This is a genomic window from Pontibacter diazotrophicus, from assembly GCF_003367245.1.
In the GTDB taxonomy this organism is placed as follows: Bacteria; Bacteroidota; Bacteroidia; order Cytophagales; family Hymenobacteraceae; genus Pontibacter; species Pontibacter diazotrophicus.
On record NZ_QRGR01000003.1, the window covers coordinates 67,635 to 83,405 of the forward strand.

At 43.8% G+C, this 15,771-nt stretch carries 11 protein-coding genes; 8 read left to right on the forward strand and 3 right to left on the reverse strand.

Annotation, left to right across the window (positions count from 1 at the left end):
• The first annotated feature begins 165 nt into the window (after positions 1 to 165).
• From DXT99_RS02485 to DXT99_RS02505, 5 genes are all read left to right on the forward strand, one after another.
• On the forward strand, positions 166 to 2,571 hold the full coding sequence (locus DXT99_RS02485) for an ABC transporter permease (protein WP_115563946.1): 2,406 nt from the start codon (positions 166 to 168) through the stop codon (positions 2,569 to 2,571).
• 163 nt (positions 2,572 to 2,734) lie between these two features.
• Positions 2,735 to 3,091: a tRNA-binding protein gene (locus DXT99_RS02490; RefSeq protein ID WP_115564127.1), complete on the forward strand. Its 357-nt coding sequence runs from the start codon at positions 2,735 to 2,737 to the stop codon at positions 3,089 to 3,091.
• 151 nt (positions 3,092 to 3,242) lie between these two features.
• Complete coding sequence (locus DXT99_RS02495; RefSeq protein ID WP_115563947.1) at positions 3,243 to 3,908, forward strand: DUF4290 domain-containing protein; 666 nt, start codon at positions 3,243 to 3,245, stop codon at positions 3,906 to 3,908.
• A gap of 9 nt (positions 3,909 to 3,917) precedes the next feature.
• Positions 3,918 to 5,222, forward strand: a complete 1,305-nt coding sequence (murA, locus tag DXT99_RS02500; protein ID WP_115563948.1) for a UDP-N-acetylglucosamine 1-carboxyvinyltransferase — start codon at positions 3,918 to 3,920, stop codon at positions 5,220 to 5,222.
• Between the two features lie 95 nt (positions 5,223 to 5,317).
• Positions 5,318 to 5,878, forward strand: a complete 561-nt coding sequence (locus DXT99_RS02505; protein WP_181885002.1) for a sugar O-acetyltransferase — start codon at positions 5,318 to 5,320, stop codon at positions 5,876 to 5,878.
• Positions 5,879 to 5,930: 52 nt separating this feature from the next.
• Here DXT99_RS02505 and DXT99_RS02510 read toward each other — a convergent pair whose 3' ends face one another.
• From DXT99_RS02510 to DXT99_RS02520, 3 genes are all read right to left on the reverse strand, one after another.
• Entirely contained in the window at positions 5,931 to 7,115 is a 1,185-nt protein-coding gene (locus DXT99_RS02510; protein ID WP_115563949.1) for a THUMP domain-containing class I SAM-dependent RNA methyltransferase, read from the reverse strand.
• Positions 7,116 to 7,424: 309 nt separating this feature from the next.
• Complete coding sequence (locus tag DXT99_RS02515; protein WP_147294157.1) at positions 7,425 to 8,186, reverse strand: HTTM domain-containing protein; 762 nt, start codon at positions 8,184 to 8,186, stop codon at positions 7,425 to 7,427.
• A 394-nt stretch (positions 8,187 to 8,580) separates the two neighbouring features.
• Complete coding sequence (locus tag DXT99_RS02520) at positions 8,581 to 9,126, reverse strand: hypothetical protein (protein WP_115563951.1); 546 nt, start codon at positions 9,124 to 9,126, stop codon at positions 8,581 to 8,583.
• A 289-nt stretch (positions 9,127 to 9,415) separates the two neighbouring features.
• On the opposite strand from DXT99_RS02520, the gene DXT99_RS02525 reads away from it, so the two are divergent.
• The 3 genes from DXT99_RS02525 (at position 9,416) to DXT99_RS02535 (ending at position 15,440) form a co-directional block, all read left to right on the forward strand.
• Positions 9,416 to 11,458 carry an ATP-binding protein gene (locus DXT99_RS02525; protein WP_115563952.1) on the forward strand — a complete coding sequence of 681 codons (2,043 nt, stop codon included), beginning with the start codon at positions 9,416 to 9,418 and terminating at the stop codon, positions 11,456 to 11,458.
• A 202-nt stretch (positions 11,459 to 11,660) separates the two neighbouring features.
• Entirely contained in the window at positions 11,661 to 13,013 is a 1,353-nt protein-coding gene (locus DXT99_RS02530; RefSeq protein WP_246000413.1) for a sigma-54-dependent transcriptional regulator, read from the forward strand.
• Positions 13,014 to 13,577: 564 nt separating this feature from the next.
• A complete protein-coding gene (locus tag DXT99_RS02535; RefSeq protein WP_181885003.1) occupies positions 13,578 to 15,440 on the forward strand; it encodes a response regulator in 1,863 nt (620 codons plus the stop codon).
• Positions 15,441 to 15,771 lie beyond the last annotated feature (331 nt).

A 15,771-nucleotide genomic window follows, 5' to 3' on the forward strand; every position in this document is an offset into this window, starting at 1 on the left:
AATATCAGGTGTCCATGCATGGACGAATAATGTCCACTCGTGGACACTGCTGCATTTGGTAAGAGGCCAAATTCGGGATAAAAAGAGGTTTTGAGGCTTTGGCACAGGCTTGGCAAAAGAAAATCAATACTTCCTAATGCTGTTCTTACCACCTAACTTAAAACTATGCTAAAGCTATATTTTCTCACAGCTTTCCGATCGCTGCTGCGCAACAAGAGCTACAGCCTTCTGAACATTGCCGGCCTTACGCTCGGCATTACCTGCAGCATCCTGCTCTTCCTGGTGATAAAGTATGAGCTGAGTTACGATACCTATCACAGCAAGGCAGACCGCATTTACCGCATGAACTCACACTTTGGTCATAGAGATGGGGTGGAAAAACATACAGGTATCCGCTTCCCGATTGCCACGCTCATCCGCAGCAACGGGAAGCAGGGTCTGGAAAATCTCACACAGCTATATGGAGAGGAAACTGCTCAAATCAACATCCTCAGTGATAATGGTGAAGCTCCGAAACGCTTACTGGAAGATAACCCGCTAGCATTTGTGGAGCCGGAGTTCTTTGACTTGTTTGACTATGAATTAGGCGCCACTGATCCCCGACCCGGATTGGCAGAACCAAATAATGTGGTGCTCACGCAAAGCACCGCCAATAAATACTTTCCCGATGGAAACGCCTTGGGCAAAGTAATCAGGTTCAACAACATCCTCAATTTAAAGGTAACCTCTGTTATACCAGACCCACCTTCTAACACAGATTTTCCATTTGTGATGTTTATTTCCTATGCGTCTTACAAGAACTACAGCAAGCTGGATGTAAACAGTTTTGATATGTTGCATAGCAACCACCAGCTGTATGTGCTGCTTCCGGAAGGAGCATCGCCGGAAATTAAAGCCGCAGAATTGAGCGCATTTGTTGACAGACACAGGAAAGAGGACAGACGCGGAACAGAAACGTTTTTCCTGCAGCCGCTGAGCGACCTGCACTTTAACCCGGACTATGGCAACTTTGGCCAGCGCACCATCACAAAGGAAATTATCTGGTCTATGGCTATCATAGGGGCTTTCCTGGTGCTGGTTGCCTGCATCAACTTCGTGAACCTGGCTACGGCACAGGCCATGAAACGGGCGAAAGAAGTAGGTGTGCGGAAGGTGCTGGGCAGCAGCAAAGGACAGCTGGTGTTGCAGTTCATTGGCGAAACATTTCTAATCACACTGGTGGCAACATTCTGCTCCGTTATATTGGTTGAACTGGCCCTGCCCTACCTCAACGAACTGATGGAGTTGAAGATAAACTTCAGCATCCTGCAAGACCCGGTGCTACTGCTGTTCCTGGTAGCGGAAGTATTGCTGGTGACCTTGTTCGCCGGCTTATACCCGGCCATGATTCTGGCACGCTTCCAGCCCATTGCAGCCCTTAAGAGCAGGATTAATACGCAGCAGGTGGCTGGTCTGCCCATACGCCAGGGGCTCGTGGTACTGCAGTTCACCATTTGCCAAGTGCTCATTATCTGTACCATACTGGTAAACGAACAAATGGACTACTTCCGGAGCAAATCACTTGGTTTTGATAAGGATGCCGTCGTCACAATATTCCTTCCAAACCAGGCGGGGCAGAAACTGATACCCCTGCGGGAGGAACTCCTCAGCAATCCGGCAGTGCGCCAGGTAAGCTTTGCAGGTACGCCACCCTCCGGTAATTTCACTTTTGGCTCTAACTTCTCTTTCAACAACTCCAGCGAAGATGCTTCTTTTGGGGCCAACATGAAGTATGCGGACGCAAGCTATCTGGACCTGTATGATATAAAACTGGCTGCCGGCAGGGCCTACACTAGCAGTGACTCCGCCGTTCTGCTAATAAACGAAACCATGCGACGCAAGCTGGGTGTAGAAAGTGCGGCGGATGCCATCGGTAAAACCATATCAATAGGCGGCAGCTTTAAAGCCTCCATTGTTGGTGTAGTAGAGGATTTCCACCAAAACTCGCTGCATGCCCCCATCGACCCCAGCATCGTGGTAGCCAATCCTGAAAATTACCTGTTCCTTTCTGCTAAGATAGATATGAATCAGAAGCAGGAAGCACTCAGCCACCTGGAGAAGGTGTGGGGAATGGCTTACCCGGATGATGTGTTCAATTATGAGTTCCTGGATGAAACCATTGCTGATTTTTACCGGGATGAGGCAAGGCAGAATAAGCTGTTTAAGATTTTCTCCTTCATCGCCATTTTTATCGGCTGCCTGGGCCTGTATGGTTTGGTTGCTTTCATGGCGGCGCAGCGAACCAAAGAGGTAGGCATACGCAAAGTAATGGGAGCATCCATTTTTCATATTGCAGTACTTTTCTCGAAAGAGTTTATCAAACTGGTGCTGATTGCCTTTGTTTTGGCCGCTCCTATCGCCTACTATATCATTAGTCTGTGGCTGGAGGATTTCACCTACCGCATCAGCATTGGGTACTCGCCCTTTGTACTTGCCGGTATTGCTACACTGTTGATTGCGCTCCTGACGATGAGCACTAAAGCCATACAGGCTGCACTTGCTAACCCTGTTGTTTCTTTAAAAAGCGAATAAAATCCCGATAACTGTTTTCACCAACAGGTAAAGCCGCTTTATTATAGAGCGGCTTTAGCTGTTGGTGAAAGGCCCAGGTTCCGGCACAGTATGCAATGTTTGGAATAAAACCCTATATTGTATTTTCTTTCATAACATCATCCTTACACAGCGCTTTGTTCCAATGCACACTCAGCCTGAACAGCCTGACCTTATAACGTGGCAGCACTTTGAGCAAACAGACATACGCGTAGGCACCATTGTAGAGGCCCATGATTTCCCGGAGGCCCGCCGCCCTGCTTATCAGCTGCTTGTTGACCTGGGCCCTCTGGGATTGAAGAAATCCAGCGCTCAGGTGACGACTCTGTATACGCGGGAAGAACTGCTTGGCCGCCAGGTGCTTTGTGTCACTAACCTGGGTAAAAAACAGATTGGCAAGTTTATGTCAGAGGTGCTGGTGACAGGCTTTGAAAACGAGAACGGCGATATTGTGCTGGCGCAACCGGCAGCCACCGTACCAAACGGTGCAAAACTAAAGTAAAGCGTGCTGATAAGCGTGTAAATATAAGGAAACCCGACCTTGCTATCTTAAAATTGCGTACACCGTAACTGGGAGATATAGAAAGTTTTTTCTTAAGCTTTGAGTCATTGTACGCTCAAATTTCTAATTTTGAATCCATATAAAAGAGATAATGGAAGCTAGTACCACTTTTAAACAAGACCTGTTGCTGCGGGAATACGGCCGTAACGTGCAGGATCTGGTAAACTATATCACAAATGTAGAAGACCGTGCAGAGCGCACGCGTCTTTCACAACTGCTCATTAACCTGATGGCCAAGCTGAACCCACAGCTGCGCGAGGCACAGGATTACCAGCAAAAGCTCTGGAACCACCTGTACGTGATGTCCGGCTCTACACTGGATGTAGATGCGCCATATAAGCTCAGTGCTATGGAGTACCTGAACGATAAGCCGCAGAAAATAGAATACCCGCTCGACACGCCAAGCTACAAGCACTACGGTAAAAATGTTGAGTTACTGGTGGAGCGCGCAACCGAGCTGGAAGATGAGCAGGAACGTGAGGCAGCAATCATTTCCATCGGCAAATTAATGAAAACACTGTACAGGTCTTATAATAAAGATAGTATAACGGATGGTGTCATTTTAAGCGATATCCGTCAGCTGTCGAAAGGTAAGCTGAACATGGACCTGAGCTACATTGAAAAGAATAACCTGTTTGAGTCTAATATAAGACCACAGCAGGATAACCAGAACCAGCGCAGCCAGCAACAAAGCCGTGGCGATAATAACCGTGGCCGAAAAAATACAAGATCCTCTTCTAATCAAAGAAATAAATAAAGATACTAAATGGCTTCATTTGAAGTAATTGGCGGAAACAAACTAAAAGGCGATATCTACCCACAGGGAGCGAAAAACGAAGCACTCCAGATACTATGCGCTGTTTTGTTAACCGCAGAACCCGTCACCATTTCTAATATCCCCGATATCCGGGACGTAAATAAACTGATAGAACTGCTGCGTGACCTAGGAGTGCATGTAGAGCAATTGACTCCTGACACGTACCTCTTCAGGGCTGACGACATCAACCTCGATTACCTGGAGTCAGAGCAGTTTGTGGAGTTAGGGCGTTCTATTCGTGGCTCTGTCATGATTGTGGGACCTTTACTGGCGCGCTTTGGCCAGGCTAAAATGCCGAAGCCGGGTGGAGACAAAATCGGTCGCCGCCGCCTCGATACGCACTTCGCAGGCCTTGAGAAATTAGGCGCGCGCTTTAACTATGACACGCCCGATATTTTTTACAGCGCCACTGCCGACCGCCTAAAAGGCGCTTACATGCTGCTGGACGAAGCATCTGTAACCGGTACAGCCAATATCCTGATGGGTGCTGTTTTAGCAGAGGGCACCACCACCATTTACAATGCTGCCTGCGAGCCTTATATACAGCAGCTCTGCCGTATGCTTATTCGCATGGGAGCGAAAATAAGCGGTGTTGGTTCTAACCTGCTTGTTATTGAGGGAGTGGAGAAGCTGCAGGGCACAGAGCATGTGATGCTGCCTGACATGATTGAAATAGGCTCGTTTATGGGTCTGGCAGCCATGACAGGTTCTGAGATAACAATCAAAAACTGCAGAATTCCGGAATTAGGTCTTATACCTGAGACTTTCCAGCGCCTGGGCGTAAAAATGGAATTCCGCGGTGATGACATCTATATTCCGGAGCAGGACCATTATGAGGTAGATACCTATATAGATGGCAGTATCCTGAATATATCTGACCACACCTGGCCCGGCCTTACACCGGATTTGCTGAGTGTAGCCCTGGTTACAGCAACACAGGCCAAAGGCACTGTGCTCATTCACCAGAAGATGTTTGAGAGCCGCCTGTTCTTCGTAGACAAGTTGATAGACATGGGAGCTCAGATTATCCTCTGCGACCCGCACAGAGCTACTGTCATAGGCCAGAACAACCAGATACCGCTTCGTGGCATCCGGATGACTTCCCCTGACATTCGTGCCGGTGTAGCGCTACTTATCGCCGCCCTTTCAGCAGAAGGACGCAGCATCATCGATAACGTGGAGCAGATTGACCGTGGTTATCAGAACATTGATGGCCGCTTAAACGCGATTGGCGCTCAGATAAGAAGAATTTAGAAATTTCGGCTATAACACTTAAAACAAAAGGAGCACCCAGTTCGGTGCTCCTTTTGTTTTTTACGTATGCCTGTTCATCCAACATGCTACATGCTATGCCATCTGAACTTGAGAAAATGCTGAGCGGAGAACTCTATGTTGCCGCAGATCCACAGCTAGTGGAAATGCGTGCAAGAGCACGTACTCTCCTGTCACAGTACAATGCTGTTCCTTTTGAAGAGCCAGACAAGCGCCGGGAGTTAATCAAACAAATATTCGGAGAGGTAGGCCAGAACATAGAGATTCAAGCTCCTTTCTACTGCGACTATGGCTGCCACATCGTTGCCGGAGAAAACCTCTACATGAACTTCAACTGTGTGGTGTTGGATTGTGCCACAGTTAAACTAGGCGATAATGTACAGTTTGGTCCTAACGTACAGATTTATACTGCTACACATCCCCTGCTAGCTGCTGAGCGCATCAAGGGCCCTGAGTTGGCTTTCCCTATCACGATAGGCAATAACGTTTGGCTGGGAGGCGGCACCATTGTCTGCCCCGGTGTAACAATTGGGGACAACACTACCATCGGTGCAGGCAGCGTAGTTACGAAAGATGTGCCACTCAACGTTTTTGCCGCTGGCAATCCATGCCGTGTTATCAGAGAACTGACAACTTAGCGCTGTTTGACCTTAAGGTTGCTACAGTGGGTATATTAAGCCTTATAATGCCCTATGCATTATCCTCTGCTCCGCTCCTGCGGCTTCCTCTGTAAAGTTCATACTTTAATAAGCGGCAATCGATGGGGCCGTTATATAAAGGAGTACGGCGGGAGGCACGCAAACCTACATTCTTGGCAGCCTCTAAATTTCCAGTGAATACAAAGGCATCATAGCCCTGGTAATTGTTCTTCAGCGTGTCGCCAATGTTTTTGTAGAGCAGGTTGATGTCTTCTGAGATAATACGTTCATTATAAGGCGGGTTCATGACCACCACCCCTGGGTCAGTTGGTGCTTCTGTTTTAAAAAAATCGGCCTCCTCTACTTTAATCACATTCTCCAGACCAGCATTCTCAATGTTATTCTGAGCTGCCTGCACGTAGTCCGGATCAATATCATACCCTACAATAGCTGCTTTGGGATCAAAGCTTGCTTTCGCTTCCGCTGTTTTCCAAAGCATTTCAAAAAGGCTGGCATCATAGTCCTTCCAGCTCTCAAAGCCATAGGGGTCACGGCGGTAAAGGCCTGGCGCAATGTTCTGCGCCATCATGGCAGCTTCTATCAGGAATGTACCGGACCCGCACATAGGATCTATGAAAGAAGATTTTTTGTCCCAGCCAGTTAGCTTAATAATGCCGGCTGCCAACACCTCATTCAGGGGCGCAACATTAGTTTGCAGGCGGTACCCACGGCGGTGCAGCGAGTCACCGGAAGAATCCATAGACAAAGTGACCATGTTCTCATGCATGTGCAGGTTAAAGCGCACATCTGCATGCACCTTATCTACTGATGGGCGCTGACCAGTAGCCTTGCGGAATTGGTCTACGATAGCGTCTTTTGTTAATTGCGCTACATAAAGCGAGTGCTCAAATGTAGAGTGACTTACGGCGGCACTAATAGCAAACGTCTGGTCCAGGTCCAGGTATTGAGACCAGTCTATTTTCTGCACTTGTTCATACAGGTCCTTCTCGTCGCGGGCCTTGAAATTGCGAAATGGCTTTAGCACCCGAATGGCGGTACGGCACCACAAATTAGCCTCATACAGCTGCCGGAGATTACCAGAGCAAGTCACTGCACGTGTCCCAACTTTGATGTACTCCATGTCCAGAGCGCGGAGCTCTTCTGCCAATACTTCCTCTAAGCCTGCTAATGTAGTAACCGTTATATTAAAATTGCCGTTTGGTTTTGCTTTCGCCATGATCTATGTTTTGTATGACTACAAAGATATAGTATAGATGTACGAGTTCCGAATTAAGAGGCATAGGTGCAGCTCGAACAATCAGAAACGAAAGGCAAAAGAACACTACTTCACCCGTTGATGCAGTAACCAACTTATTGATATCTATGATTTCGGTAAACTGCCTTTTTTATAGATATACTTATTGCAGCGGCAATAGCTTCTGAGAGCGCTGTCGGATGGCATAAGGACACCTCTGGTCTTGATTATTCAATTGTATGTCTTTCGAAAGACACACTGTTAACAATAGCAAACTGTTAAGGTGCCAGCTCAATTATGCATGTATTTGGGTATGGTAGAATCAGAAAAGTCTTTCTTCTTTGAAACAAAGTGAATCAGATTTAGAACAGCAACTATCAAACCCAGGAAAATCACTATACCACTAAATATTAAACTATCTAAATTCATTAAGTCCTCCAGCACAAATCGCAGAGGAGATACATTAAAAGTTACACTCTCGGTTGCAGTAATATAGATAAGATAAAAGGAAGTATAAAGTAGGCCAACAATAAGCAAACTTCTAAAATTGATTGCCCTTTCTATTGATAGAAGCATTCTGTGTTTCCTCAGTTTGCTGATAATCATTCCCCAATCAACAAATAAGAGGTAAAGAATGATGTTAATGGAGAAAGCAATGTTGAGCATTAAGTAGTTAAAAACATGGAAGAAGATAGCACAAATCACAAAAAAGCGAAAAAGATTAGGCCTGATGATCGCAAAAATGAAGAATACTTCTAAAAACACCCCTGCGTAGTCAAAGAACTCCCATACAAGTGCTGAATTCAAATTCAAAAAGAATGGAGCCAGCAAATCCTGCCGCTCATTCACGTAGAATTCCCGCAGAAAATGCCCTCTAACAGCGTGTGTAGAAATATCAAGCCAGCCTCCGAGCAACTTAGGAAGACCGGCGCTAAACATCGCAAAGCTCAGAATAAGTGCCAGCAATACAACCGGCCAGTTTTGGACAACCCTGTCCTGGTGCTTCAGTTTCGCATCTAAAGAATAAGCAGCTCCCCAATTACTAAAGGACATAACCAAAGGTATTATCCAAATTAGAAAGTCATGGTCGATCTTTCCGAAAGAATACGCGAATGATTTACCAGTAAAAATAAACAAAGCCAGGAGGATAGATGTAAGGCGGGTTTTATATCCAAACAAAAGTAGAACAGTGGAAATACATGTTCCTAAACTTACCAGTAACAAGAACCAATAGCTCGGGAAACCGGAGAAGAAAGTATGCAGGCTTAGCAGGGGCGGGTTATAGAAAACATCAGGAAAACGACTTATCCAGGTAAAATTGGGAACACCGAAAATCAGCAGGAACAGGGCATACAGAATTCTGTATAACCCCAGCGACTCAGGCGTTAGCTGAAAGGAGTCGAAAATGATTTTATCGAATATATTTGAACGTGTAGCCATCGAGGTGTTAGTTTATGAAGCTTACAACGTATTTCTCTACTAATTCACCTTGCTCTAAGGCTTCATCCTCATTTGGACTTATATTGTAGCTGTACCATTGAACCTCCACCCTAATAATGTCGTCCCTCTTCAAAATATTTTTTAATGTATTTGCTATCCAGATCTTCCCTTCCTCTATCTGAGCCGCATTCCGGGTTTCATTAAGGTCAAAGGACATGCTTCTTGTGCCAATAGTAGCTTGCAGTTCTCTAACATCCTTCGAAGATACCTGAAATGAATTTTCTGTGTTAAAGTTCTCGAGCAGAACAACGTTATTATAAACATTAGACATGTTGTAGAAAAAATCTTCTTTATCGATCTCTATAGAATCCTGGTTGTGAAAGAAAGCAACAATCCTGGGCTTTTGAATAGGTGAATTGAAAGAAGGGATGTCTGCAAAAGAAGGATATATAATGGCGGGAAAAGGCTCTGTTAACTTTAATGCCAGTAACAGTTCTGTAAAGAGTAGTAATACCACCAACACAAACAGCCACCTTACGCTACTCTTTTTCATAAGAAGATATATTTACTAGTGCTCATTTAATGCAGCTCAATTTAGGCTTTGCTCACAAATTTCGAAAAAATTCTCTAATTAAATATTACGAAAATTATATCGAAAAAAATTTCATTAAGCTCCTTTAAGCGTAATACAGGAATAAAGGTTACAAAAACTTCCCATAAATATAATAGTATTCAAATATTGGTATATTTAAAATTCATCTGGAAATAAGTAACAAAAAAGAGTGTTCGGAAGTAGTTATGCTTGAGATTCGGCTACAGCCATCTCTGTGCAAAATCTATATATGAAACTAACAACTCTCCCTATAAAGGAATCTACACATATAAAGGAGTCTCTATCTTATAAGATAGGTGAGTCTGGTAGTGAGCGTGATTATGATAGCGCAATGGAGTTACCTTCTGAGATAGTCCCCCCTTCTGTGCGGTTTACCAGCTTTGCTGGCTACTGCAAGCAGTGGTTTAAGCTCATCCTTGGTTTTACCACAAATGACTCTGCCTCTAACCACTCCGGCAACATGAAGGCTATCAAATTACGCGACACAGAAGAGGCTGTTTTTTTTGATTCCAGTTTCAACTCAGTAGTACGTAAAAACGCGAATGTTCAGTTCAACCACATGTTTCCTTTGAAGGCGTCTGACGAAAATAGTGACGGTGCGAGTGGCCTGCTTGATACCAGAAAAAAGCATCAAAGCCTTAGAAAAGGCATCTATACACAACGTGACAAGGATAGGAAAAAAACTTTTGAGCCTCATGGACTAAAAGTAGAAGAACCGGCCAAACCTGAACACAGTGAAGCGGGAGCATTACGGGCAGAAACTGAGCAGATCGCCAGAATCTGCAGTTGGGAATATACTGTAGAAGCCCAAAAATTTTTCTGTACTGAGTTTGTGCACACGCTTTTGAGGATTCCAACTGGAGACACAGTAAGTAGTTTTCTTTCCTTACTACAGTATTTTGCTGAGGAAGACCGGTCTAAACTTTCTCATAGTTGGAGCCAGGCCTTGAGTAGCGGGAAGGCGCTAAACTACGTTACCCGTTTAGGGCATGTGCAGGAAAGCATCTGGATAAGACTTATAATGAAGCCGGTTTACAAAAATAACAGGCTGCTGAAAGTTATAGGCACCTTACAGGATGTGACGGATTGCATAAAGACTGAAATGCAACTCATAGCAGAAAAAGAAAAGGCTGAACAGACCACTAAAGCAAAATCAGAGTTCGTCTCCCTGATGAGCCACGAAATCCGTACTCCTTTAAATGCCATTATGGGGCTCACTTACCTGCTTCTGCAAGAAGAAAATATGGCCCATGAGCACAAAGAGAACCTTCAGTCTATTCACTTCTCTTCGCAAAACATGCTGACGCTGATTAACAATACCCTTGACTTTTCAAGGATTGAAGCCGGCAAAATTGAACTTGAGAAGGTTAATTTCCAGCTAACTGATTTGCTGAAAAAGATAAATCGTTCGCTTTCCATACGAGCCTCGGAAAAAAACCTGAGTCTTGTTTTGAATATTGGTGAAGACACACCATCTGAAGTTGCCGGAGACCCGGCAAGATTAACACAAGTCCTGAACAACCTGATGAGCAACGCCATAAAGTTCACTAAATCAGGCAGTGTTACGCTAACTGTAGAGGTTGTGTATCAGTCAGACGATGACTGGGTATTGGAATTCACAGTAAAAGATACTGGTGTGGGCATACCTGCAGACAGACAACAGCAAATTTTTGAAAGCTTTGTGCAAGCCAGTGCAGCGACACACCGCCAGTACGGTGGCACTGGATTGGGCCTGGCCATCACTAAAAAAATTGTAGAACTGCAAAACGGAAGCATACAACTAAAAAGCACGCCGGGAGAAGGCTCTGAGTTTACAGTGCGGTTACGTTTCCTGAAACCAGATATATCTCTTGATTCGCTCAAGGTAATAGAACAGGCAGAAAAGTCAGAATCTACCTTGAAAGACGTTAAAGTTCTGGTTATTGATGATAATATCATTAATAACCTGGTGGCCAGCAAACTTCTGATTAGTTGGCAGGCAGAAGTAGACACTGCCGCAGACGGCTTTGCCGCAATAGAAAAAATAAAGGCAACTAATTACGATCTTGTTTTAATGGACTTGCATATGCCTGTTATGAATGGGTTTGACGCTATAGCGGAAATACGTAGCCTTGGCTATACCCTGCCAATCATAGCCCTGACGGCCAATGCCAATGAAGATGAAAAGAAGAGAATAATAGCCCTTGGCGGCAATGATTACATCACAAAGCCATTTGTGCCGCAGGAACTGCATGATAAAATCCAGGAGCATCTGCAACCTGTTTGCTGTTAGCACTTCCCGGAAAAGAGCCAAGTCCTTTAAACTGCTTTTATGTAGAAAGGAGAACATTGCCAAAACTTATTTCGCTGTGTCTCATTACATTTTTTATACTGTGAAAAACAACACATTGTCACTTATTGTAATTCGGCTTTAGCAGATAGCTGATTTTAGCTGATAATGCTTTAAAATATTTATGCCTTCCCCTCTCAACACATTGAAAACAAAAATTTTCGTACTGGAAGATGATCTCTGGTACTCACAGTTTCTTTCCTACCACCTCTCCCTTGACACCACCCATGAAGTAAGAGCCTTCAGTAGCGCAAACGAGTTCCTGCATAGCCTGTCCGAAGCGCCTGATATTATTACACTTGATTATCATCTGCCGGGTTTTGACGGAGAGATGATATTAAGCAGAATTCTGGAAGCGAGTCCGAACACCTATATCATTGTTATATCGGGGCAAGAGGACATCAGCAAAGCAGTAAACACTATCAAGCAAGGGGCTTATGACTACATTGTAAAAAGTGAAGAAACAAAAGAGCGACTATGGAGCATCGTAGAGAAAATAAAACAGCATATCGCCCTTAAGAGAGAAATTGAAGCGCTACGGAAAGAGGTAAATCAAAATCTCAGCATCGGGAATGAGATTGTTGGAAGTTCAGAACCGATTCAAAAAGTTTTAAAGCTGATACAAAAAGCGGCTTCCGACGACATTAACCTGATGATTACCGGAGAAACGGGTACTGGAAAAGAATTTACCGCTAGAGCCATACACCGGCGCTCAAGCCGGGCAAAAAAACCCTTTGTTGCCGTCAATATTTCAGCTATTCCAAGTGAGTTACTTGAAAGTGAGCTTTATGGCCACGAAAAAGGCGCCTTTACCGGCGCTACAAACCTGCACATTGGTAAATTTGAGGAGGCTCACGGCGGCACCTTGTTTTTAGATGAGATAGGCGAAATGGACATCCATTTACAATGTAAGCTACTTCGGATACTTCAGGAAAGGAAAGTAACCCGTATAGGAGCAAACACTTCCTTTACCGTTGATGTGCGTGTGGTCGCCGCGACAAATCTCAACCTCTTGGATGAGGTGAGAAAGGGAAACTTCAGAGAAGATTTATATTACCGCCTACTGGGTCTGCAGATTCACCTTCCTCCCTTACGCGAACGGGGGCATGACCTGCTCCTTATTGCTCAAAAGGTGCTGCAGACCTATTGCCAACAGCGCGATATACCAGCTAAAAGCTTAACAGCCAATGCCCAGAAAAAGCTACTCAAGCATAATTTTCCTGGCAACATACGAGAACTGAAGGCTGTAGTGGAACTTGCTGCCGTATTATCAGACACTGCATACATCACACCTGAAGACATACAATTAAATGAAAGTCAACCCGCACCGTTTTCAGAAGAAAAAACATTAGATGAATATATCGCTGATACCGTACAGAAATACCTAGACAAGTATAATTATAATGTACTGTGTGTGGCAGATAAATTAAAGATAGGGAAATCTACCATCTACAGAATGATCAGGAAGAAAGAAGTCTATATGGCCAGCCGAAAATAGTACAGGCTGGCTTCAAAAGCATACCATGCAGGCAGCTATTTGTAAATTCAATATGAAGTAGCTTTGTTTAACACATAAGCAATTTATTATATTATATTTTTTAATTTTATTACTATTTATTTAAAATAAATAGTAATTTTGTATTGCCTTTCACTGTAACAAGAGGATAGAAAAGCTATCGTCTATTGCTGTAGCTGATTTGTTCAGGCACCGATTTGCAATAAGAACAGCTGCCTGTCGGAAAATTTCCTTCATACTGCTTCATAAAAATTATTACTGAAGCCCAGTCTCTTACACTAGGTGTCTGAGAGCAACTTACTCCTGCTGTGCTTACCTGGAAAACTTTGTTGAAGAGCGATACGTAGCAGCACAGATTTACCTTTTATCATTCTCTGTCATCCAAGTGGAATACCAGTGGCAGCTAATGCCTGCTTTATATTTCAGTCATCAGAGTTATTTCAGATTGATATGTTGGTAGATACACGGCCAAAGGATGAACTACATATACGCTCTGAAAATGTCAAAAGAAACTTCTACTACAAAAGATCAGCAAAAAATCAGGAAATGGAGTTCACGCGGCAGATAATACAAACCAACCCCAACCCTACCTATGTAAAAAATGAACATGGCATGTTTATACTTGCTAATGATGCCTATGCAGATTTACATGGCCTGACTGTAGACGAACTATTGACAGAAGGTACAGGTGTTTTTGACTATTCTTATGAAAGAGATCTTGAACTGCTCAGGAAAAATGAGGCATCAAGTATAGAAGAGTTTTATAAACTGAAAGACGGGGGGAAAAAATGGTTTAAAACCGTAAAGAAACCTTTCACACAGCCTGACGGCACACGCTACTTATTGTCAGTTTCATCGGATATCACCTTATTGAAAAATGCAGTGCAGACGGCGGAAGAGTCAGCCAGGGCCAAGGAGAACTTTATTGCCAATTTAAGTAATGAAATCCGAACACCAGTGAGCGCTATTTCTGGCATTGTAAGGCTCATGAAAAAGAGCTTACTAAATAAGGATCAGGAAGGATATCTGGATACTATCGCATCCATTGCAGACAATCTGTTAGTGATACCCAATGACCTGCTGGATATCGCTAAGCTGGAGTCAGGTGAAGTAAAGCTTGTAACGGTGTCTTTTGAGATGTCAACTGTTATCAGTGATACGGTGCAGGCAATGGCCTGCAAAACTCGGGAGCATGGTATTAAAATACATTATAGGGAACCACCGGAAAAGTTACCAGTGGTGGAAGGCGATCCTTTTCGCTTAAGCCAGGTCCTGATTAACCTGATAAACAATGCCATCAAATATATGAGGCAGGGCGAAATAACTGTCTCGGTAGAGCATGTTGACATTTCGGGAGACATGCTTAACATAGCCTGCTGTTTGAGGGATACGGGCGCTGGCTTTAGTGCTGACAAACTAAAAAAAGTATATGATATACTGAATAAAGAGCAAAATAGCCTAACCCGCCTTTACAGTGGTACTGGATTGGGATTAACTATCTCTAAGAAACTGCTTGAACTGCAGGGTGGGAAGTTATGGCTGGAAAACAGGCCTGAGCAAGGGAATTGCTTTTACTTTAGCATCCCTTATGTCCTTTCTACAAAAGGCAACTCTTTAAATGAAGTAGCTTCTCATACAAAACCCGACCAGCTAAAAGGCCTAAACATCTTAATAGCAGAAGACAATCAGTTGAACGAGCTACTCTTAGTATCACAACTACAGCCTCTGGATATAGACATTGATACAGCACATGATGGCGAGCAGGCCCTTTTAAAGGCAAACGAAAAGAAGTATGACCTTATTCTGATGGACATACAGATGCCAAGGCTCGACGGCATAGAAGCCACTTACAGGATACGTAATAAACAAAGCCTGAACAAACACACTCCTATCATAGCATTCACAGCAAACTTTCAGGAGATTGAGGAGGACCGCTACAAATACTATGGTTTTACAGATTGCCTGCTTAAACCCTATCATGTGTCAAAGCTGTTGCAACTTATTTCACGTTACAATGGCCGCAGCACCGCACCCCAAACTCCGGCGCCGCAGCAAACGCCAAATAAAGAACCAACCTTATATGATTTCTCTGGTCTGGGCAATCTTAAGGATGATGCCCTGTTTATCCGGAAGATGCAGCAAATGTTTGTTGAAACCGTTCCACTACAGTTGGATGAGTTAGAAGAAGCCATTAAAAGAGAGGAATTAGAAACAGCCGCCCATATTGCGCATAAGCTGAAATCTACCTTTGGCAATATCAGAATTAAGGCAGCTACAGAAGCTGTAAAAAAAATAGAAGGCCACGCTAATAGTAAGACAAAGACAGATGAAATAGTGCGCCTAATGCAGATAGTGCGTGAGGAAGTAAAAAAAGTGATTAGCGCATTCTCAGAACAGCTACACATTTAGTAGCGATTCATCTAAAATGTTCTGACACACCTTACGACAGCACTTTTACAATTTGCACAAAAATAACAATATTTTTTGGCCTTTAAATACACAGAAAGTACTTAATCACTAACATTCCTGAATCTTAGGTTTAGAAGTTGCAGAGGCTGTTTTCAGCTAAAATTACTTTACACATCCAACTACTTAATACTTGCCCAACTTATACGGATCTGCGACAGGGTACATTTTTTTAGAAACCTTTTCCAAAGTCAATAAGTACGTATAGCATCAATTAAAAAAACAATCCCAGAACCGAAAAAATATAATCCCAAAATGGGAAAAATTAATTTCA